Raw genomic sequence first — 21,464 nt, forward strand, 5'->3', positions numbered from 1 at the left:
TCAAACTCGTAATTACGGAGGGTGATTACATATATTCATATAAATTATCTTTAAAGGGAATATATAATGAAAAGAAAAGTTCTGGCAATTCTTGTACCCGCTTTATTAATGGCTGGCGCGGCAAACGCGGCTGAAATGTATAACAAAGACGGCAATAAAGTTGACCTGTACGGCAAGGTTGACGCGCGTCATACCTTCTCCGACAACGCGGGCGACGACGGCGACGAAACCTACGTGCAGATTGGTTTCAAAGGCGAAACACAGATTACCCGCGATCTGGTCGGTTACGGTCAGTGGGAATATAAAACCTACGCAAATGATACCGAAGACGCCGGGGATACCTCTTTCAACCGTCTGGCCTATGCGGGCCTGAAATATGGCGAATACGGTTCATTTGATTATGGCCGTAATTACGGCGTCGTGTATGACGTTGAAGCCTGGACCGATATGCTGCCGGTATTTGGTGGCGATTCCTACACCTGGACTGACAACTATATGGTTGGCCGTACCAACGGTGTTGCGACCTACCGTAATAATGATTTCTTCGGGCTGGTTGATGGCCTGAACTTCGCGCTGCAGTATCAGGGTGCTAACGAAGGCGCAAACGCTAACGAAGATCAGGAAGGCACCAAAAACGGTCACGACGACGTACGCTTCCAGAACGGCGACGGCTTCGGTATGTCTACCACCTATGACTTCGACTTCGGCCTGACCCTGGGTGCGGCGTATTCTTCCTCTGACCGTACCAACGATCAGGTTGCTTATGGCGCGGGCAACTATAACCGCTTCAGCAAATACGCAGGCGGTGACCGTGCAGACGCATGGACCGTTGGCGCAAAATATGATGCTCAAGGCGTCTACCTGGCGATGATGTACGCGGAAACCCGCAACATGACGCCGTACGGCAGCGACGGCATCGCCAACAAAACGCAGAACTTTGAAGCCGTAGCGCAATACCAGTTTGACTTCGGTCTGCGTCCATCCCTGGCGTGGGTCTATTCCAAAGGCATCGATCTGGGCGGTAACGATTATCACCCACGCAATGGCTATGACTATGTAGACCAGGATCTGGTTAACTACATCGACCTGGGCATGACCTACAACTTCAACAAGAACTTCTCCACCTACGTTGATTATAAAATCAACCTGCTGGACGAAGATGACGCCTTCTACAATGACAACGGTATTGCAACCGATGACATTGTTGGCATCGGCATGATCTACCAGTTCTGATCCCTGAAAATACTAAAGCCCGCATTTGCGGGCTTTTTTGTTTCAAGGGACACTATTTTACGGCGCTTCCTGCAGCGCCACGCGGATAAACCCGTTATTCTGCACCAGCAGCTCATGGGCTTTCCACGCATCAAGGCCTGTCAGCACCATCAACACCGCCGTTTTACAGTGATGATTACAGCTCTCCAGCGCGGCCTTTGCCTGCGCCCGGGTGCATCCTCCCGCCTCCATCACGATGGCGATCTGCCGTTCGGCCCATTTGGTACTGCTTCCCTCAAGATCCACGCGCAGGTTGCTGTAAACGCGCCCGGTGCGAACGGCCAGCGCGGTGGTAATCATCGAGAGGATCATTTTTTGCGCGATCCCCGCCCTGGTATTGCGATACCCGGCAACCACATCAGCCCCAAGCTCTGGGGCAATTACCATGCTTGCCAGCTGTGCTGCTTCACTTTGTGCATCACCGGTGATGACCGCAACCGGCGCTCCCAACGACCACGCATGCCGCATTGCCCCCCAGACCCACGGCGTTTTTCCGCTGACGGTCACGGCAAGCATCATATCGTGCTCATCAAATTTAATGGCCTGCAGGTCAGCCACCCCGCGCTCGTAGCTCCCATCCCCCTCTTCTGCCGTCACGGCAATTACCGGCGTTTTACCCGGCGCATACTCATCTGCAGCCTGTTGTGCGATGCAGCCTGACGGGCCCGCGCCGACAATCACCAGACGGCCGCCGTGGTTGAGCGCCGAGGCGGCGTTATCCACCGCGCGGGCGATTGTCGTTAAGCAGGGGGTTATTGCAGCAGAAATGCGTGCATCTTCCTCGTGGATAACCTTCAGCATGTCCAGCGTGGACAATCTATCTATATTCATCGTGCTGGCGTGCCGTCTTTCCTTGACTGAACCGGTAAGCGTAATGCTCATAAACAGCCTCCTTATTATGAGTACCCACACACTATAAAGTGTTTTATATAGATGACCTGCGAGTGGGGTCACGAAAAGAAGAGTAAATCGACGCTTTTACATGGCTTTAAGAAAAGCCCATCATCAGCGATAATCACTCCCTTTCTTAATCATCGCGGAGTGTTGATGAGCGATCTGCAGCCTTTCCCTCTGACGCGCAAGCGCCCCATGAAACTGTACACGCTGGTCACGTTGATGGTGTCCGCGATTATCGCCTCGGTGTTGCTGGTAGTTTTTGCGCTCTATTCCGTGCAGATCACCCGGGCGACCCGCGATGATGTAAAAGATACCGCTCTGGGCATCGCCCGCACGCTGGCCGACAGCCCGGAGATCCAGCGTGGCCTGATGCAGTCGCCTCAGGCCGACATCATTCAGCCCATCGCTAAAGCCGTCACCCAACGCAACGATCTGCTGCTTACCGTGGTGACCGACATGCGGGGGATTCGCTACTCGCACCCGAACGAGGCGCTCATCGGCCTGCATTTTATCGGCAACGATCTGGAACCCGCGCTGGAAGGCAAAGAGAATGTCTCGGTTAACCGCGGCGCCCTCGCCGAGGCGCTTCGCGTTTTCACGCCGGTCTATGACAGCCAGCACGATCAGATCGGGGTCGTCGTGGTCGGGATCTCCCTCAAAAAGGTGGAAGACCAGATAGCCCGCGGGCGGCTCAACGCGCTCTGGACGATTTTGTTCAGCATCTTTATGAGTTCGATGGCGATTTGGGGTCTGGTACGGGTGCTGAAGCGCATTCTTTTCGGGCTCGAACCCTATGAAATCTCCGCCCTGTTCGAACAGCGCCAGGCGATGCTGCAGTCGCTTCGCGAAGGGGTGCTGGCCGTCGATATTCACGGCCGCGTGACGATGATTAACCACGCTGCCAGAGAGATATTACTTCTTCCCTCCGGCAAGCAGACCGAAAACACCAGCGAGCCGCTGCTGGCAAGCCTGCGTGAGGTATCGAAAACCGGGATTGCGCGTCAGGATCAGGAGATCAGCTGCAACGGACGACTGCTGCTCTGCAACATGGTGCCGGTCAAAAGCCAGAATCGGGTGATCGGGGCTATCAGCACCTTCCGCGATAAAACGGAAATCAGCCAGCTGATGCAGCGTATCGATGGCATGGTCAACTACGTCGACGCCCTGCGCAGCCATACGCACGAGTTTATGAATAAACTGCATGTGATCCTCGGCCTGCTGCACATGAAGCGCTACGACAAGCTGGAGGAGTACATCATCCAGACGGCGCATAATTACCAGACGGACATTGGCACGATCCAGAGCAAGGTAAAGTCCCCGGTCGTTGCCGGGTTCCTGCTGGGTAAAATCAACCGGGCGAAAGAGGCCGGCGTCACCCTGACCCTGGCGGATGAAAGCCTGATACCGGATAACGGCAGTGAAGAGCAGGTTGCGGTGCTGATCACCGCGCTGGGTAACTTAATCGAAAACGCGCTCGACGCGATGGCAGGACAGCAGGAAGGCGAGATTGGCCTGCTGCTGCATTATCAGAATGGCTGGCTCAGCTGCGAAGTCAGCGACGACGGCCCCGGCATTGATCCCACTCAGCTGGAGGCTATTTTTACTAAGGGGTTCTCAACAAAAGGTGAAAACCGCGGCGTTGGGCTGTTCCTTGCTCGCCAGCAGATCCAGAACCTGGGCGGCGATATCACCGTCGAGTCTGAGCCTGGCGTATTTACCCAATTTTTTGTTCACATCCCCTGGGATAGCGAGAGGAATATCGCGTGATAAATGTATTAATTGTCGATGATGACGCCATGGTAGCCGACCTCAACCGTCTGTACGTCAACCGTGTTGAAGGCTTTAGCTGCTGCGGCGTCGCCTCCACGCTCAATCAGGCCAGGGCCTTTATCAATAACCCCAGCCAGCCTGTCGATCTGGTGCTGCTGGACGTCTACATGCAGCAGGATAACGGGCTGGATCTGCTGCCCGATATTCGCGCGTCAGGCCGCCCGATTGATGTGATTATGATCTCCTCGGCCGCCGATGCCGCCACGATCCAGACCTCCATCCACTACGGCGTGGTGGATTATCTGATAAAGCCGTTCCAGTTCCCACGCTTTGAAGAGGCGCTGAACGGCTGGAAGGCAAAGCACAGTCTGATGGGCTCGCACCAGTATTACGAGCAGGCGGACGTCGACAGGCTGATCCACGGCGGCGCGCCGGAGCTGGCGGACACTAAAAAATTGCCGAAGGGGTTAACGCCGCAAACGCTGCGCACGATTTGCCAGTGGATTGACGGCCACCCGGAGACGGAATTTTCCACCGACGATCTGGCTAACGCAGTCAATATTTCCCGCGTCTCCTGCCGTAAGTACCTGATTTGGCTTGCGCAGATCAACATTCTGTTCACCAGCATTCACTACGGCGCCACCGGGCGTCCGGTGTATCGCTACCGCTTACAGCCGGAACAGATCGGGCTGCTCAAACAGTACTGCCAATAACGCGGTAGCTCTCGTCCAGAAGGGTAAAACGGAAGTGGTGCATCGAGGAGATGACCACTTCTTTTGTTTTGGTCACAAAGATAGCTTCAATATCGGGGCGCGCGCGCAGGGCGGCACAGCCCTTTTCTACCCCCAAGCCGTACATCAGCGTGGTCCAGATGTCGCCGTCAATGGAGTCTTTTGAAATGATAGTGACGCTCTCCAGCTCGTTGTCGAGCGGATACCCGGTGCGCGGATCGAGAATATGGTGATAGCGCTTGCCGTTCTGCTCGAAGTAGCGCTCGTACGTTCCCGAGGTCACCACGGAGAGGTTCTCCACCGTCATCGCACCGATCAGCGCGTCACCGGCGAACGGTTTTTTTAGCCCCACGCTCCAGCCCCCTTCCGGCGAGCCTAACGTCTGGATGTTTCCGCCGAGGTTGATCAGCCCCAGCTCAGCGCCCTCTTTGCGCAGGTAGTCCCGCACCCGGTCGGCGATATAGCCTTTGGCGATGGCACCCAGATCAATCTCCATCCCCGCTCTGGTCAGAAACACGCTGGTCTGCGCCTCATCAAGGATGACCTCCTCGGGCCGGGTTATCGCCAGCAGGGACGCAATGTCATCGGCAGGCGGAACGCTGTCTCCCTGAAAGCCAATCTTCCAGCGCTTCACCAGCGGGCCGATCGCCAGGTTAAACGCGCTATCTTTTAGCATGCTTGCCGCTTTGGCACAGCGGATCAGTTCAAACACCGGACGACTGACGGCAACCGGATGCTGGCCCGCTGCATGGTTGATGTCCATCACCTGGGAATGCGCCCGGTTAACGGTGAGGAGATCTTCGTACTGTTTGATCAGGCGGAAAACGCGGGACGCGAGGGCTTCGTCATGGGAGAAGAGCTTCAGGAGAATGGGCGAGCCCATCAGAACGGCGGAGTAGCTGTAAACGCGATGGCTATCAGGCATTGCATGTGTCCTCAGATGTAGCCCCGGCAGGCACCGCGCCGCCGGGGAGACAGGAGCCTTACGTTCTTTTTGAGCGCATCGCCGCCTGATGTCCTGCAAGGGTACCAAAAATAATGATATCCGCCACCGCGTTACCGCCGATACGGTTGCCGCCGTGGATCCCCCCGACCACTTCACCCGCCGCAAACGCCCCCGGCAGTACGTTGTGGTTGCTGTCCAGCACGCAGGTTTCGGTGTTGATGGTCACGCCGCCCATGGTGTGATGCACGCCTGGCGCAATCTGAATAGCGTAGAACGGCCCTTCATTGATTGGCGCACGCAGCGCGGTGGTACGACCAAAGTCGTCATCGTGCTGTTTTTCAACGAAACCGTTGTAACGTTCCAGGGTCGCGAGAAAAGCGTGGTGATCCATACCGAGCGCTTCCGCCAGCGCTTTTGGCGAGCTGGCGCTGGTCACGAAGCCTTTCGCAATATACTCATCCGCGGCTTTGTTTTTGGCACGTACGTGCTCGTCAAAGACGATGTACGCGTATTTCTCCGGCAGCGCGATGATTGACGCCGAGACTTTATCGCGGGTCGACATTTCGTTGTAGAAGCGCTCCCCTTTCTGGTTGACCAGAATCGCCCCGCCCCCGCGGATGGATTCGGAAATCAGGTACGAGGTGTTCTGCTCAACGGTTGGGTGAATTTGGATTTCGCCCATATCCACGGTGCCCGCCCCGATGCGCTCCAGCAGCGCGATGCCGCCGCCGGTTGCCCCTTTGTGGTTGGTGGTGACGAACCCTTCCAGATCCGGACGGTATTTGACGACCATCTGGCTGTTGGCGCTGAAGCCGCCCGTCGCCACGATCACGCTTTTCGCTGCCACGGTGACGGTTTCGTTCTCTTCAGTGGTCAGGCGAACCCCGGTCACTTCACCGTTCTCGAAGATGATGTCGCTGACGGAGGTATCCAGCATCACCTCGATGTTGCGTTTGTTGACGTTACGCACCAGGCCGCTGATCAGGTAGCCCCCCACCGCAGAGCCGTCTTTTGGACGGTGAGTACGGTCGATGCTCATCCCACCGGTGGTGGTGATGTCGTTCAGCATGATGCCGCGCGTTGCCAGCCACTCAATCGCCTGCGGCGCGTTCTCGACAAAGCGGCGCAGCAGTTCAGGGTTGTTCTTGTTGCCGCCGCCTTTCAGGCTTTCCTGGTAGAACAGCTCTTTGCTGTCCTGAATGCCCTTCACGCGCTGGAAGCGGGTTTCGGCGGCATTCATACCGGCAGAGGCTTTAATGGTGTTCCCGCCGATGGTCGGCATCTTCTCAACAATCAGCACGCTCGCGCCTTCGTCGTGAGCCTGAATCGCCGCCGCCAGACCGGCGCCACCGCTACCGACCACCACCACGTCCACGCTGCGGGTTTCGTTCGGGTCAACGCCCTCTTCCGCTGCCAGCGCTTTGCTGGATTTCAGCATCGCTTTAGAGACCGCTTTCTTCACCGATTCACTCTGGCTGGTTGCACCGGTGATGGCATCCACGTGCGGGGTATTGGCGTCCAGAATGCGGGTACGGATCTCTTCAAAGCTGGTGACGAACTCAACGTCATCGCTCGGGCCAGAGGCCAGCTCGATGTCCGCAATGCGGTCGGTTTCCAGACTGACGTTAATCACCAGCTCGTTCGCGTCGTCCTGCACCTTCTCGGTGAACATGCCCGGTTTGAATTTCGATTCGCCCATGCTCATGTCGCGGATCATCGCTTCCACCAGCGAGAAGCGCCACAGAGGTTCAGGAATGCTCAGTTCCTCGCGTTTGGTGCTGTCCATAAACAGCTCAAGGCTTTCACCCGCCGCGATGCGGTCGGTCCAGTCCGGGTAGGCAATGGTGGCGCGGCCAACGGCAATCAGGTCGTAACCGTGGTCCAGCGCTTCATTAACGTCTGACGCATTCACCACGCCGCCCACGCCCATCACCGGAACCTGCGCCAGCGTTTCAGAGCGCATCGCGCAGTATTTTTCGATCAGCGGCGTCGGGTCCTGGGTGTCGACAATGGACGGACGCAGGGTCGCGCCGACGGAGAAGTGCAGGTAATCCACGCCGCGCGCCGCCAGTTTTTCCAGCAGGTACATGGTGTCTTCAAAGCGGATGCCCGGCACTTCCAGCTCTTCAGGGGAGAAGCGGTAGCCAATAATAAACGCGTCGTCCGCGTACTGGCGCACCATTTTGTGGGTGATGTCCAGCACCGCCAGCGGGAACTTCGCGCGGTTGTCGCGGCTGCCGCCCCACTCGTCGTCGCGCTGGTTAGAGTTTGGAGAGTAGAACTGCTGAATCAGGTAGGTGTTCGCCCCGTGGATTTCCACACCGTCAAAACCGGCCTGGATGGCGCGGCGCACGGCTTCACCAAACTTGCCGATCATGCCTTCCACTTCTTCGGCGGTCAGGGCAACCGGCGTTGCGGCACCATCACGCGGCGCGGCCACGGCGCTTGGGCCAACCGGGGTACGGCCACCGATCAGTTTCGGGTCGACCATGCGACCACCGTGGTAGATCTGCAGCAGGGCCTTAGATCCTTTGGATTTAATGGCCTCGGCGATTTTCGCCAGCCCGGCGATTTTCTCGTCGTTATCAATACCAATTGCGCCCGGGAAGGCGAGGCCGAGATCGTCGACGAAGCAGCACTCCACGATAATGGTGCCAATGCTGCCGGAACGGGCCCGATAGTACTCCACCAGCTCGCTGGTAACGGTGCCGTCATAATAGCCGGTACAGGTGGTCATAGGGGCCATTAACAAACGGTTTTTCAGTTCAGTGCCATTCGGTAATGTGAAGGGGCTAAGAATGCGTTCGTTAGTGCTCATAATAGAAACTCCAAACTTTTAAAAATTGAGAATTCGTTATCGGATTGATTTTTTATTTCGTCGTTTTTTGCCGATGTCATGATATTAATATAATGATTTTTTTAGTTTCTAAAGTTATTACGTTAGTTAAAAAACTATTTAATCCCTGTGATAACACTAATAATACATTGGTGTTAGCGATTGTCATTCTGGCATTCACAATATTTTAAAATACGTTAAATAAAAAATGGTAAAACCATTACACCAAAAACCAAAAACACCCTTTAAAATCAACTAAATAGGAATTATAAAAAATTCAAATTGTTACAGAAATGATAAAATAAACCCGCAACAAAGATAATAACCACATACGCCAGAGTGTTATTAATAAAAGCATAAAAATAACGCTGCAATTCTGTTTTTTTGATCTCGATCAATAGTCATGGCATTTAAAAGCGCAATATAAAAACATCATCATTTTTTAATTTAACGCACACAAAAAAGCGTTAAATCGCTATTACTGAAAATACAAAAACGCACCTTTAATAACTAAAAAAAGCAAAGAAACTTAAGAAAGCAATTTTGAATTTTCAGTGCGACCGAATTTTTGACAACTTAAGACGTGAAACTATGAATACAAAAACTGCTGTAACGCCCCCTGTGGCGAACCAGGCATCAAATGGAAACGCAAAACGTCTGCTGATGATGGCACTGCCCGTCATCGTCGCCGTACTGCTGCTGTTTGTTCCGGTACCGGAAGGACTGCCTCCTTACGCGTGGCACTACTTCGCCATCTTCGTCGGCGTGATCGTCGGTCTTATCTTCGAACCCCTGCCGGGCGCGGTGATCGGCCTGACCGGCGTGGTCGCCATTGCCCTGTGCAGCCGATGGGTGCTGTTCAGCCCTGAACAGCTGGCTGACCCGAAATTCAAGCTGGCGGGCGCCTCCTTTAAGTGGGCAGTGAGCGGGTTTGGTAACTCCACCGTCTGGCTGATTTTCGGTGCCTTTATGTTCGCCGCAGGCTATGACAAAACCCGCTTCGGCCGCCGTCTGGCGCTGATTCTGGTGAAGTACCTTGGCCGTCGCAGCCTGACGCTCGGTTACGCGATTACGTTTGCGGACCTGCTGCTGGCACCGTTCACACCGTCCAACACCGCGCGCAGCGGTGGGACCATCTACCCGATCATCGCTAACCTGCCGCCGCTGTACGGTTCAAAACCCAACGACCCAAGCGCGCGTAAGATAGGTTCGTACCTGATGTGGGTGGCGATCACCGCGGCCTGTATCACCAGCTCAATGTTCCTCTCCGCCCTTGCGCCGAACCTGCTGGCCCTGGCGCTGGTGAAAAGTACGGTTGGGATCGACATCTCCTGGGGGACCTGGTTCCTGGCCTTCCTGCCGCTGGGCATCCTGCTGATCCTGACCATGCCGCTGCTGGCCTACTGGTTCTACCCGCCAGAAGTGAAGGTGAACAACGAAGTGCCGCTGTGGGCGACCCGTGAACTGGAAAAACTGGGCAAACTGTCGCGCAATGAGATCCTTCTGTTGGTGTTCGTATGCTGCGCGCTGCTGATGTGGATCTTCGCCGCCGCGTGGATTGAACCCGCGATGGCGGCCCTGCTCATCGTCGGCCTGATGCTGTGGGCCGGCGTGCTGGAGTGGAACGATATCACCGGCAACAAAGCGGCGTGGAACACCTTCGTCTGGTTCGCCACCCTGGTGGCGCTGGCGGATGGCCTCTCCTCTACCGGCTTTATCAGCTGGTTAGGTAAAGAAGGCGGCCTGCTGATGAGCGGTATCTCTCCGGGCGTGGCGACCATCGTCCTGCTGCTGGCGTTCTACCTGCTGCACTACCTGTTTGCCAGCACCACCGCGCACACCACGGCGCTGCTGCCAGCGATGCTGACCATCGCCTCCACCATTCCGGGCATGAATATGGAAGTGTTCGTTCTGCTGATGGTGACCTCGCTGGGCGTGATGGGGATCATCACCCCGTACGGTACTGGCCCAAGCCCGATTTACTACGGTAGCGGCTACCTGCCAACCAAAGACTACTGGCGCCTCGGCACCATCTTTGGTGCCATCTTCCTGGCGGCCCTGCTGCTGATTGGCTATCCGTGGATGTCCATGATGTTCTGATTCCTGACCGCCGGACTTCTCCTTCGGCGGTTTTATTTTTGTGGAGCAATACTATGTCGAATAAACCGTTTTTTTATCAGAACCCCTTCCCTCTTTCGCATGACGACACCGAATACTACCTGCTGACCAACGAGCATGTCTCCGTTGCCGAATTCGACGGCCAGGAAGTGCTGAAGGTGGAGCCCGAAGCCCTGACCCTGCTGGCGCAGCAGGCCTTCCACGACGCCGCATTTATGCTGCGTCCTTCCCACCAGAAGCAGGTTGCCGCCATTCTTAACGACCCGGAAGCCAGCGAGAACGATAAGTACGTGGCCCTGCAGTTCCTGCGCAACTCGGAAATCGCCGCCAAGGGCGTGCTGCCAACCTGCCAGGATACCGGCACGGTAATCATTATGGGTAAGAAAGGCCAGCGCGTCTGGACCGGCGGCGGTGACGAAGCGGCCCTGAGCCAGGGCGTGTATAACACCTATATTGAAGACAACCTGCGCTACTCGCAAAATGCGGCGCTGGATATGTATAAAGAGGTGAATACCGGCACTAACCTGCCCGCACAGATTGACCTCTACAGCGTCGACGGTGACGAGTATAAATTCCTGTGCATGGCGAAGGGCGGCGGCTCTGCCAACAAAACCTATCTCTACCAGGAAACCAAAGCGCTGATTACCCCGGCGAAGCTGAAAAACTACCTGGTTGAGAAGATGCATACCCTGGGGACCGCAGCCTGCCCGCCGTACCATATCGCGTTTGTTATCGGCGGCACCTCAGCGGAAGCCACGCTGAAAACCGTGAAGCTCGCCTCCACCCGCTACTACGACGCGCTGCCAACCGAAGGCAACGAGCACGGCCAGGCGTTCCGCGACGTTCAGCTCGAACAGGAACTGCTCCAGGAAGCACAGAATCTCGGCCTAGGCGCGCAGTTTGGCGGGAAATACTTCGCCCACGATATCCGCGTGATCCGCCTGCCACGCCACGGTGCCTCCTGCCCAATCGGCATGGGGGTCTCCTGCTCCGCTGACCGCAACATCAAGGCGAAGATCAACCGCGACGGGATCTGGATTGAGAAGCTTGAGCACAACCCGGGTCAGTATATTCCTGAATCCCTGCGTCAGCAGGGCGAAGGCGATGTGGTGAGCATCAACCTGAACAAGCCGATGAACGAGATCCTGGCGCAGCTTTCCGCGCACCCGGTCTCTACCCGCCTGTCGCTGAACGGCACCATTATCGTGGCGCGCGACATTGCCCATGCGAAGCTTAAAGAGCTGCTGGATAACGGCGAAGCGCTGCCGCAGTACGTCAAAGATCATCCGATTTACTATGCGGGTCCGGCAAAAACCCCGGAAGGCTACGCGTCTGGCTCACTCGGCCCGACCACGGCGGGGCGCATGGACTCGTATGTCGACCTGCTTCAATCCCACGGCGCGAGCATGATCATGCTCGCGAAAGGCAACCGCAGCCAGCAGGTGACCGACGCCTGCCATAAGCACGGCGGCTTCTACCTGGGCAGCATCGGCGGCCCGGCGGCGGTGCTGGCGCAAAACAGCATCAAGAGCCTGGAGTGTGTGGCCTATCCTGAGTTGGGTATGGAAGCGATCTGGAAAATTGAGGTGGAGAACTTCCCGGCGTTTATTCTGGTGGATGACAAAGGCAACGACTTCTTCCAGCAGATCCAGAACAAGCAGTGCAAAGGCTGTTCACAGCGCTGAGATTTTCCATATCGCCAGCAGCAGCGACAGCAACTCGTTAATTAACTCCTGCTGTCGCTGCCCTGTATGGAGAATAGTTTTCTTATTCTCCATACACACCATACAAACGCTTTTTCTTCATTTTAGTTTTTCAATATATGCTAACGCCGCATGCTATTGTCGAACAACGGCCTGATAATTGAGATAATTACCGTCGTCGGTAATCACACGATAGGCTACCGTTTCTCCCGGCAAGAGTGGCTTATCAGGCAAAATCACCTTTTCCGCCCGTGGCGAAACCATAATATTGGTCAGCGGCCTGTGCCCGGGTATTTCCACGTTGAGGCTGATATTCCAGGGCGTCGGGTTAGTAATGATTAACCGCGTATCCTGAGCGCTGAACTGAAGCGTCTGATACTGAAGAGCATCAGGATCGCCGATGTCGGCAGGACGAATAAAGACCTTCATCCTTAAGCGTAACGGCAGAATTAACTTTTGCGCGTTCTGCCGGGTCCGCTCACTCTCAGGCTGGATCTGGAAAATATTCAGCCAAAAGACGCTTTCCCGATCGTTCGGCAGCCCCTGACGTGCCGTAAGCAGCAAACGCAAGGAACGAATCTCCTTCGGCAACATTTTGAAAACCGGAGGAGTAGACACAATCGGCGTGCTGACTTTGTCCGGCGGCACCAGCGGATCGCCCGTGTCCGTCCAGACCTGAATTATGGCTGGCGTTTCACCATCGTTAGAGAGATTCAGCGACTGAGCCATTTCACCTGCGCTGAAAATCACACGAGTCCGATCGACGTTAACCACGGCATAGGCCTCAGCGATGAGGCACGTCATCAGCAAGCCTGCCAGAGCAAGCCTACTGGAAATTAACAACGACTTGTAATTGCGCATTAACCGTACCTGGCGTCACAGTTTGCCCACTGAGGGCCTCTAATGATGCGGTAAAATCACCGGTATAGGTGTTTACCGCCCCCGTCGACGTCAGGCTGGTAAGATCCTGATACGCATACCAGCCGCGCGAGTTTCCCGTGCCGGTTATGCTTCTGTCGGGTAACAAATTGATTGCCGTCCCACTCCGGTTAAGGATTTTTATACCCACGCCAGAAGCCACGCCGCTGTTACCGTAATGCGAATCCAGTAGCCAGGTTAGACCCCCACCACTGGTCACCAGCCCCAGCCCTTGTGCAGCACTGACAGCAACGGGCTGGTTGACTAAAAAGCCCATGGCCACGTTTGCCTTGCTTGCCGTGGACGTGGCGGTACCGGAAACCGCGCCTGACTCGCACTCGAGGCTGACCGAGAACGGAGCCTGACTGGTACCTCCGGCCTGCAACGCGGCGGAGCTGACGGTGGGTAAAAGCACAACGGCGGGATAGTCTTTAACCTGACATAGTGCACCACGGACGTAGGTCACGGCATTGTAGGTACTCCATGCGCCGGGCCAGTTTGTATACCAGCCATAATAATAAATCGCGCTATCCTGGCCCACCACGATTGAATTTGATGCCAGCCCGGGGCCTTTAAAGGCTATATAGCCTCGCGGTTGGGTATAGGCATCTTTATAGTAATTGCTGGCGTTAAGATAATAGGTGGTGGATGAAATCTTATACATTTCATACAGCACATTGCTGAATGCGCTGGCTGGAATGTAAATATAGGTTCCATCCTGATACCAGTCTGCCGAGGTGATTTGTCTTTGCTTCCAGTAGCGGCTGTAATATTCCCCGGTGCTGAGATTGGTCATTCTTACCGCGACGTTTTTTGCGACATCATAATACGCACCCTCAATTTCAGCGGAGGCATACATGCCGGTATAGGCGTTATCGCCGTTGGTGGCATACATTTCATATAAACTTCCGGCGTCAGACAGGGCGCAGCGGAACAGAATTTGATTACTGGCATAGGTTTTATTAGTCGCTGCCGTTAAAAAATTGCCCACCGCGCTGGCAAGCAACGTTCCCGACGGCTGAAAGTTAGTGCCGCTGTTGATACTGATTACCGCCGGCAGCCCAATATTGCCATGGCAGGTATCACATGCACCCGACCAGTCGGCGGCAGTATACCCAGCCGCGATGGCCATGCTGGAGAGTGATGACGTGCTGGTCACCCTGATGCAGTTTGCCCACCCGGGCTGGCTTATCAGCAAAAACAGCCCCAGCACCAGAAAATGTTTTAACCTGTCCTGCATTTTAATTTTCCTTTTCACATATCTGGCTCAGGTAAACCAACGGCTCTGCGTTTCGCCCGGTAATTTGATACGGCACACGGCAGCGCTGGTCGCGCTCTTTGCCCCATTTCACGCGCAACACACCGGAGGCTTCCGGGACGCGGGCATAAATTTGGCCCCCCTGCCCCACCATGCCAATCAATGTTCCCTCGGTATCCCGCACCTCCGCCCCCATTGGCGGTAGTTCTCCGTCACGGGTACTGAGAGTAATGAGAACGGCTTTGCCTTTCAGCGTGGCAAAGTCCACCCGGACCACTGCCCCCGCATAGGGCACGACGCGCTGACTTCCACCTTTCAGTTCGGCATCCGCCATCATAGTGCGCGAGTCGAGGCTGACGTTGTTGCTACGGTAAGGGGAAAGCGACGGCAGAATGGCGTAGCCAAACGCGTCAATAGTCGCCCCCTGTCCGTTCTGCACGCGCGCACCCTGGGCACCATCGGCGTGTACCAGTGCGAACGTGTCGCTGGTATACGGCCCGAGCGTTAATCCTCCCGGATGTAGCACCAGTGTTCCGGATGCACCAAGCCCTGCCTGCCGGTAGTTATCCCCCTGGTCATAGCTGGCCTGTATGGACCCCACGCGGGTATTTTCCTGGACGTTTCCACCAAACGTCGTGGCGTTACCGCTGCTCCCATCCCGATAACGTTCATATCCGCCGTACACGGAGTACGATCTGTCACGACCGTCCCCTGCCGTGCCGGTTAGCGATACGGTCGAGGAGCGGCTGGCGCGCGACTGGTTGTAGTTGTAAGCCACCGACGCCAGGTTGCTGCCCCAGTCCAGGGGGACCGACACGTTGAAGGAGACGGTATTTTCGGTGTATTTCTCCTTTGAACTGTCATCAACCGGCTCGCGGGTACTGGTATAAAAGCGTCCGTAGTCCCAGCTCGTCCGTTGTCTGGCTACGTTCATCCCATAGCTAATTCGTCGCCACTGATTGCTGTAGCCCAGCTGCAGCTGGGTCATACGCGACTGATTGCTATAGTAATCCGCCGTGCTGGCACTCAAATTAAGTACCCCCCAGCTTCCCATCGGCTGGCTGACCGTCGCCGTCAGTCGATTGCGCTGATGCAGGGTGTCTGAATAGTACTCCGTACCGCTTTTCTGCTGGCGGCGAACGCCCAGCACATCCTCCAGATCGCGATAACCACTCGTCGAATAGCGGTATGCGGCAAGCACGAGGTTAGTGCCTGCCGTAAACGTTTTGCTGTAGCTGATTTCAGCACGCCATCCCTGCTGCCGGTCATCATTTTCAACCAGGGCATCAGACCAGGTGGCATTCAGACCAATTGCACCAATTTCAGTCGCCAGTACGCCCCCTGCCAGAAAAGCCGTGTAGTCCTTTGCCACGCGCAGGCCGAGGTTGCTGGTGACTTCATTGCTCAGTCCTCGCTGTAACACGCCTTCCATGAAGGTGTTTTCAATACTGTAGTACTGACGAACGCGTCCGAATGAGAGACCGTATTGCCAGTTGCCCGGACGCACGGAATCAGGCACAGCGGAATAAGGCACGGTAAAACGGGATGTTTTTCCGCTGGCCTCAATGACCTCAACCTCAAGATCCCCCTGACTGCGGGTGTTGTATAAGTCATTGATAACGAATGGTCCAGGCGGAACGTTGGTTTCATAAATGACGTTATTTAGCTGCTTAATCACCACGTGTGCGCTGCTGGATGCAACGCCCCTGACTTCCGGAGCATAGCCCCTCTTCCCCTGCGGCCACATGCGTTCATCGGTTGCCAGTTTCACCCCATTGAACGAGAGGCTGCCAAAGAGGCTGCTGTCGGTATAGTTATCCCCCAGCGCCAGCACGCTATCGATCGGTTCGATGGGACGCTGTACCCAGGTTCGAACGGCGTTATAACTCGAATCGCTTCCACTTATGCTGCTGTCCGCATAGCGCAGGTTTCCCTGATGTCGAACCTGCCACAGCCCAAGGTTGGTTCCGGCATTGATGCCGCTCCATAAATAGTGATAGCGGTAGCGAGTGTCTGTATTTTCCGTGAACGTGTAGCGGGTGTTATGCCGCAAAAAGATCGCCGCCATACCCGCGTCCCATTCACTTAGCGGAATATAGCCGCGAGGCGTACGCTGGAGTTCCGTCATCGGGATAGCCAGCTGAAGGCGCAGTGAGGCCTGGTCAAACAGCCAGGTTGCATGTTCAGCCCACTCACTCAAAAGGCGACACGCTGTCCCCTCATCGCGGTCTGCTGCTTTCAGTTTTGCGGCCTGCATGAGCGATTTGCCCAGACACGGTTCAGGATCGCGGCCATCTGCTTTAGCGCGGAAGACGATCTTTTCTTCGCTTTTCACCAGCGTATTGTTGACGTATACATCCACCAGATAACGTCCAGGTGCGACCTGATGCCGGTTAAACTGCTCCAGATCCATGCCCCAGGACGAACCCTGCAGCAGTGAAGAGTCAAAAACATATTCTTTCGCCTCCACCAGCCCCGTGCAGTTCAACGAGATACACAGCGCCAGCAGATTGCGACGAAATTCAGGGGTACGAGACAGGGTATTGCCCATTGATCCGTGCTCCCTGATCGTTAACAAGCCATACCCTGACCGTACCGTTTCCCACGGTTTTGGTTTTCCAGTTGTTAAACCAAAACGTTTGACGATCGAAAGGCGCTACCGTATCAGCAGTGAGGGTATGCTTTTCCCCCCCCGCCTCAGCCTCAATGAGGGTTAATGACGCATACCACGGCTGCGGGTTCTCTATCGAAATCCCATATCCCTTTTGCGCATCGAAAGTGGTGTTGACCCGCAGCCCGTTCAGCTGATTTTTTGGGGAGCCAATGCCGGCTGGCCGGTAAATCACTTTTACCCGGGTGCGTAGCATGACCAGCATTCTGTTCTGCCCTTTTTCACTCTCGAGATTCGAGGGTGGGACCTGGAGCGCATTGAACCAGTACAGGGATTCCCGATCCTGCGGTAAATCGCGCGCGCCGGTATGGGTCACGCGGATAACTTGTCCCGCTTTCGCCTGGATTCGAAACACGGGAGGGGTCGTCAGAAAAGGGATTTTCGCGCCCTCAGCTGGAGTCGCGTTAACATTACCTTCGTCAAACCAGGTTTGAATCACGTAAGGAATGTCATCATTATTCTTGAGCTGGACGTCAACGGACGAGGCCCCGGCAGGATAAATAATCCGGCTGCCCAGTATCGTGACGCTTGCGGATGCGGTGTTTGCCAGCATCAGTACACATATCAAATAAGTCAGGTACTGAGCGATACGCTGAAGATGTGCGCTTATCATTATTAACAACTCCCGGGTCGAATGAACCTGGTGTGGCGAGACCCTGACTGCAATGCGCTGAGTGGAATGTGCACGTTTGCATCCTGCAAAACGTGCACACGTTAGTTCCAGTGCGGCCTGTTACTGATAGGAAACGGCATATTGCAGCGTGGCCTCTACCGTACCCGCCGTCGCCGCTGCGTTGGCGTAATACTGCGCGGTATAGGTAGCGGAGGCGTCCGTCTGGTTCGCGGCCAGCTTGAGGTCGCCATTACCGGTAAAGCCATTGCTCAGGTTCACAACGGCATTGGCGGTATCCAGGATCTGGACTTCAACGTTCTTCGCGGTGCCGGTGTTGCCAAGGTTGCCGTTAGACGTCACCTGATTACCGACAAACACCGTCGAGATTTTCGTTTCCCCACTGGCGTTGCCCGTGCAGCCGCTTACCCCGATATCAAACGTGACCGATCCCACGGTATCACCGCTGGCGGCAAGATCGGAGGCGCTGACCGTTGGCAATAAAACCACCGGAGAGGCGCTGTTACCGTTTACGGCAACTGAACAGGTTTCATCCGTCACCTCCCCCTGGAAGGTGATGGTGTTGTCAGACGCAGCAAAAGCCCCACCAGAGACCAGTGACGCCCCCAGAACTAACGCAATAATATTTTTCTTGTTCATAACGCTTATTCCTGTTTTATCAATTGAACCGATAATGAAAACTTCCTTTTTTACAGACAAACCGGTCATATGAAATTGAACGCCAAATAAAGGCGAACGCGTAAACCCTGCCCGATGAGCTGCAGGAACAAATCTATACGAAAATCCCTATTACAAAAATAATTAACCATTAAATCGCAAATCTTAAGATTATAACTCTACAGATGAGGTAATTTAATGTGAGATTAAGTTTTTTATGCCAGTCGCGTCATAATTGCAGTGATTACTTATGCGCCAGCGAGGGAGAAAAAAAAGAAATTATGCTTTTCTCAAGATTTTGAATGAGAAAAGGATGTTGATTCTCTGGGAGAATTAAACCGGTGATCGGGAGGGAAGATTAAATTCCCGGCGAATACCGGGAAAATAAAGGATAATGCACTCAACGTGGTGGCAATAACCCCCAGCATATCTCTTCTTTGCCGTCACTCAACATGCCGCAACGCATAAAATAGAGACGCGAGAGATTGGAAGAATACGTTTTGAACGTACTGCTTTTGATGATCAGGACATACTCATTACTCTTACAGACGGGGTTAAGCTTTACCGCTAAATCCATCACAACCTTCTTTACGTCAGGATTGGTTATACTGTCCAGCGCCTGTTCAGACATCATGACCTTACAGGAGCCAGCATTTCCCATGTAAATCTCATTACGTTCAACGGGCTTACTGGCAACCCAGAATCCTGCAGCCCCGCCCAGCGCCACAACAGCGAAAAAAAGCACCAGCTGATTTACTATTCCTGTTTTCATCGTACGCCAGCGTGATACTTCGCCCGCGCTGCTTTCGGCAGTTTTGCCTTTTAGTAAACGTCCGTTGGCAATATAAGCGGTTTCGGTTTCTGAAGGGGCCCCCATGATGACGTCAACCGGCTCTGAGCATTTTTCGATGTCAACGTGCTGATGGAGCATAAAGCCTATTTTGGGTACGGTGACAATCACCTCCTCGTCCATGCCAAGATTCTTCATAATCTTACGTAACTTACTTACGCACTGGTTAAGATTATTGTTGCTGGAAACCATGCCATAGTCGTCCCAGACTTTCTTAAATATTACTTCCCTTTTTATTGCCTCTCCCTTATGGGCAATAAGCAACAATAAAAGTCTCTTCGTAGGGTTCGAGATTTGAATCAACTCATCCTGAGAACCTTCGAGGCCCAGCGTACTCATATCTGAGTCAAATATTATCTGCTTATTCATTATAAATTTCATATGCATAAACTCTTATTAAGTAAGTTTTCCTCCGGGCATGCGCGAAATGGCTCCTGACGCGTTACCTCGCTTGGGCACGTGACGCAGATCATTTTTAATATTTTCATCTTGTTAAGTTTATTTTTTTTGCGAAGTCCAGGATACATTACACAGTGCAGGCCCCATAGTCAGAATTTTGTACTGTATCATAGACAAGTTATCGCATCATTTACTAAAAACAACAAAAATTTAATATTTTAATCTTGAAAAATATTAATAAATTTTAATCGCCTTACCCGACTCTATTTCAGCAATCAGGAATATTCAGGAATAATCAGAATTATTAAATTAAGAAAGGGGCATATCTGAACGCTGAACGTGTACTCAACACTATAACCCTGAAAGTAAAATTCATTAATATTCAACAAGTTAAACATTGCGGTGGTTATTTTGATACATCGCAAGAATCATCTTTAAGGTGAGAAAAAACTGAAAATACAGTTTAAAATTGATCTAAATCAAATTTAGGTGAGATTTATCCTTAAAAATCAGTTCACAAATACAGCTCAGACCTCACATCGCTCATTCGCCTCAACAAACCTGTCGAAAAATCAGCCGGATATAAGAAAAGATCGCCTGTATACCCACAATATTACCTTCCGTTCTTACGTTTTGGCTCCTGTGATTAAGGCGATTAAAAATAGCGCAATTGTACTTTGATGGCCGGTTAAATATTTACAATTCTTTCTGACTTTTTTAATTACACTACTGAGCAGACTGACTAACTTAACCCAAAAACAACAAATGATGAACAAGGGATAAACAGACGCAGAAAAACATTAAACAGGCCGATAAAAGGCATCCAGACCAGTATAAAAAACTATTTTTACACTGTTCACAAAGATTAACACCATTAAATAAAGGAAGGGATATAGAATTTATCACCTATAAAATCGCACACTCACGTCGTCATGAAACGTTTTACTATTCGACTGCAGCCCATAATGTCACTCACTACGAGGCAACTCTGTGGATATGAAGTGCTGTCTGAGCCTCCCACTGAGGTCAATATTACAGAGTGGTTTGAACAGTGCTCATCCGCCCAACTCCTGCAGTTGAGAACGTGGCAGCTCAGGATGCTTGAAAGTCAAAAAATCACCGTAAAGCTCTTTGTTAACCTCACCACAGCCATTCTCGCCAGCGAAGAGGGGACCGCGGCGCTTCTGCAAGGCCCTTTACCGGGGGTCGTTGAGCTTCAGGACCCAATGGCAATCGCCCGTCTTGATGCGACCAGGCTCGCATTACTGGATAAAAATCTCCGGCGGCTTCGGCATGCCGGTATGGAGGTCTGGCTCGATGATTATCTCAGCGACTATGGCAGTACGCTTGCCGATAGCGGGCTGGAATTCGATGGGGTGAAACTCGACTGCGCTGCATTCCAGCAGTATCGCAACGATAGCGCGGGTTTAGCGCACCTGATCGCTGAAGCACGACGTTTCGGAACGTTCGTCCTTGCGGAAGGGGTTGAGAGTCAGGGAGACGTCAGAGCGGCATTGCTGGCGGGGGCCGATCTGGCGCAGGGATTTTACTGGCCGGAGAAAAAAATCCATGCGGTGCAGGCCCCGTCGGTTCAAACCGTCCAGAGACAAATGCGCAATGTCACATAACCGTAATAGCAAAATGCCGCCCTCCTATCGTAACCATATAATTAAATAGATGTTAACTTATTGTAAATTATAGTCATCCAGCTACACCATTAAGGATTGATGCATGTCACGCATCAGCTTATGTGTAATTTGCGCTTATTAATTTTCCCTCACTGATCCAGTTTTCAGAAACAGACGCG

General features: G+C 53.6%; 15 protein-coding genes. 6 read left to right on the forward strand and 9 right to left on the reverse strand.

Annotated elements, in window-relative coordinates; all coding sequences use genetic code 11:
* Window positions 1-66: 66 nt before the first annotated feature.
* Complete coding sequence (gene ompC, locus INF77_RS11520) at window positions 67-1,233, forward strand: porin OmpC (protein ID WP_047367847.1); 1,167 nt, start codon at window positions 67-69, stop codon at window positions 1,231-1,233.
* 57 nt (window positions 1,234-1,290) lie between these two features.
* Here the strand turns inward: ompC and INF77_RS11525 are convergent, their stop codons facing one another.
* Window positions 1,291-2,154 carry an N-acetylmuramic acid 6-phosphate etherase gene (locus tag INF77_RS11525; protein WP_193532688.1) on the reverse strand — a complete coding sequence of 288 codons (864 nt, stop codon included), beginning with the start codon at window positions 2,152-2,154 and terminating at the stop codon, window positions 1,291-1,293.
* A gap of 165 nt (window positions 2,155-2,319) precedes the next feature.
* On the opposite strand from INF77_RS11525, the gene INF77_RS11530 reads away from it, so the two are divergent.
* Entirely contained in the window at window positions 2,320-3,936 is a 1,617-nt protein-coding gene (locus tag INF77_RS11530; protein ID WP_193532689.1) for a sensor histidine kinase, read from the forward strand.
* The gene (gene dcuR / locus INF77_RS11535; protein WP_028013719.1) at window positions 3,933-4,652 is read left to right on the forward strand and encodes a two-component system response regulator DcuR; all 720 of its coding nucleotides are present in this window, start codon (window positions 3,933-3,935) and stop codon (window positions 4,650-4,652) included. Before INF77_RS11530 ends, dcuR begins: the two co-directional genes overlap by 4 nt.
* On the opposite strand, the gene INF77_RS11540 is transcribed toward dcuR, so the two are convergent.
* Window positions 4,633-5,595, reverse strand: a complete 963-nt coding sequence (locus INF77_RS11540; RefSeq protein WP_193532690.1) for an FAD:protein FMN transferase — start codon at window positions 5,593-5,595, stop codon at window positions 4,633-4,635. The genes dcuR and INF77_RS11540 overlap by 20 nt on opposite strands.
* 58 nt (window positions 5,596-5,653) lie before the next feature.
* Window positions 5,654-8,434, reverse strand: coding sequence for a flavocytochrome c (locus INF77_RS11545; protein WP_193532691.1), 2,781 nt, complete (start codon window positions 8,432-8,434; stop codon window positions 5,654-5,656).
* A 609-nt stretch (window positions 8,435-9,043) separates the two neighbouring features.
* On the opposite strand from INF77_RS11545, the gene INF77_RS11550 reads away from it, so the two are divergent.
* Window positions 9,044-10,552: an anion permease gene (locus INF77_RS11550; RefSeq protein WP_193532641.1), complete on the forward strand. Its 1,509-nt coding sequence runs from the start codon at window positions 9,044-9,046 to the stop codon at window positions 10,550-10,552.
* A 53-nt stretch (window positions 10,553-10,605) separates the two neighbouring features.
* Complete coding sequence (gene fumA / locus INF77_RS11555; protein WP_193532642.1) at window positions 10,606-12,255, forward strand: class I fumarate hydratase FumA; 1,650 nt, start codon at window positions 10,606-10,608, stop codon at window positions 12,253-12,255.
* Between the two features lie 153 nt (window positions 12,256-12,408).
* On the opposite strand, the gene INF77_RS11560 is transcribed toward fumA, so the two are convergent.
* The 6 genes from INF77_RS11560 to INF77_RS11585 all read right to left on the reverse strand — a co-directional run bounded on the left by INF77_RS11560 (window position 12,409) and on the right by INF77_RS11585 (window position 19,627).
* Entirely contained in the window at window positions 12,409-13,077 is a 669-nt protein-coding gene (locus tag INF77_RS11560) for a fimbria/pilus periplasmic chaperone (protein ID WP_227413983.1), read from the reverse strand.
* Between the two features lie 22 nt (window positions 13,078-13,099).
* Entirely contained in the window at window positions 13,100-14,431 is a 1,332-nt protein-coding gene (stbD, locus tag INF77_RS11565) for a fimbrial usher protein StbD (protein WP_136343493.1), read from the reverse strand.
* Between the two features lies 1 nt (window position 14,432).
* Window positions 14,433-16,988: a fimbrial outer membrane usher protein gene (locus tag INF77_RS11570; protein ID WP_370529646.1), complete on the reverse strand. Its 2,556-nt coding sequence runs from the start codon at window positions 16,986-16,988 to the stop codon at window positions 14,433-14,435.
* Window positions 16,972-17,733 (reverse strand): fimbria/pilus periplasmic chaperone, encoded by a 762-nt coding sequence (locus tag INF77_RS11575; protein ID WP_193532645.1) that lies wholly within the window; start codon window positions 17,731-17,733, stop codon window positions 16,972-16,974. The genes INF77_RS11570 and INF77_RS11575 overlap by 17 nt, the downstream gene beginning before the upstream one ends.
* A gap of 120 nt (window positions 17,734-17,853) precedes the next feature.
* The gene (locus INF77_RS11580) at window positions 17,854-18,390 is read right to left on the reverse strand and encodes a fimbrial protein (RefSeq protein ID WP_047367856.1); all 537 of its coding nucleotides are present in this window, start codon (window positions 18,388-18,390) and stop codon (window positions 17,854-17,856) included.
* Window positions 18,391-18,808: 418 nt separating this feature from the next.
* Window positions 18,809-19,627 (reverse strand): winged helix-turn-helix domain-containing protein, encoded by an 819-nt coding sequence (locus INF77_RS11585; protein WP_157859378.1) that lies wholly within the window; start codon window positions 19,625-19,627, stop codon window positions 18,809-18,811.
* Between the two features lie 962 nt (window positions 19,628-20,589).
* Between INF77_RS11585 and INF77_RS11590 the strand changes: the two genes are divergently transcribed.
* Window positions 20,590-21,285, forward strand: a complete 696-nt coding sequence (locus INF77_RS11590; protein ID WP_227413984.1) for an EAL domain-containing protein — start codon at window positions 20,590-20,592, stop codon at window positions 21,283-21,285.
* Window positions 21,286-21,464: the final 179 nt, after the last annotated feature.

The sequence above is a fragment of the Enterobacter cloacae complex sp. P1B genome (genome assembly GCF_014982345.1).
In the GTDB taxonomy this organism is placed as follows: Bacteria; Pseudomonadota; Gammaproteobacteria; order Enterobacterales; family Enterobacteriaceae; genus Enterobacter; species Enterobacter bugandensis.

Coding starts and splice junctions, on each gene's coding strand:
- INF77_RS11525 (WP_193532688.1), bottom strand. CDS start 2,154: ATGAGCATTACGCTTACCGGTTCAGTCAAGGAAAGACGGCACGCCAGC.
- INF77_RS11560 (WP_227413983.1), bottom strand. CDS start 13,077: ATGACGTGCCTCATCGCTGAGGCCTATGCCGTGGTTAACGTCGATCGG.
- INF77_RS11530 (WP_193532689.1), top strand. CDS start 2,320: ATGAGCGATCTGCAGCCTTTCCCTCTGACGCGCAAGCGCCCCATGAAA.
- INF77_RS11580 (WP_047367856.1), bottom strand. CDS start 18,390: ATGAACAAGAAAAATATTATTGCGTTAGTTCTGGGGGCGTCACTGGTC.
- ompC (WP_047367847.1), top strand. CDS start 67: ATGAAAAGAAAAGTTCTGGCAATTCTTGTACCCGCTTTATTAATGGCT.
- INF77_RS11585 (WP_157859378.1), bottom strand. CDS start 19,627: ATGAATAAGCAGATAATATTTGACTCAGATATGAGTACGCTGGGCCTC.
- stbD (WP_136343493.1), bottom strand. CDS start 14,431: ATGCAGGACAGGTTAAAACATTTTCTGGTGCTGGGGCTGTTTTTGCTG.
- INF77_RS11575 (WP_193532645.1), bottom strand. CDS start 17,733: ATGATAAGCGCACATCTTCAGCGTATCGCTCAGTACCTGACTTATTTG.
- INF77_RS11550 (WP_193532641.1), top strand. CDS start 9,044: ATGAATACAAAAACTGCTGTAACGCCCCCTGTGGCGAACCAGGCATCA.
- INF77_RS11540 (WP_193532690.1), bottom strand. CDS start 5,595: ATGCCTGATAGCCATCGCGTTTACAGCTACTCCGCCGTTCTGATGGGC.
- INF77_RS11590 (WP_227413984.1), top strand. CDS start 20,590: ATGAAACGTTTTACTATTCGACTGCAGCCCATAATGTCACTCACTACG.
- fumA (WP_193532642.1), top strand. CDS start 10,606: ATGTCGAATAAACCGTTTTTTTATCAGAACCCCTTCCCTCTTTCGCAT.
- INF77_RS11545 (WP_193532691.1), bottom strand. CDS start 8,434: ATGAGCACTAACGAACGCATTCTTAGCCCCTTCACATTACCGAATGGC.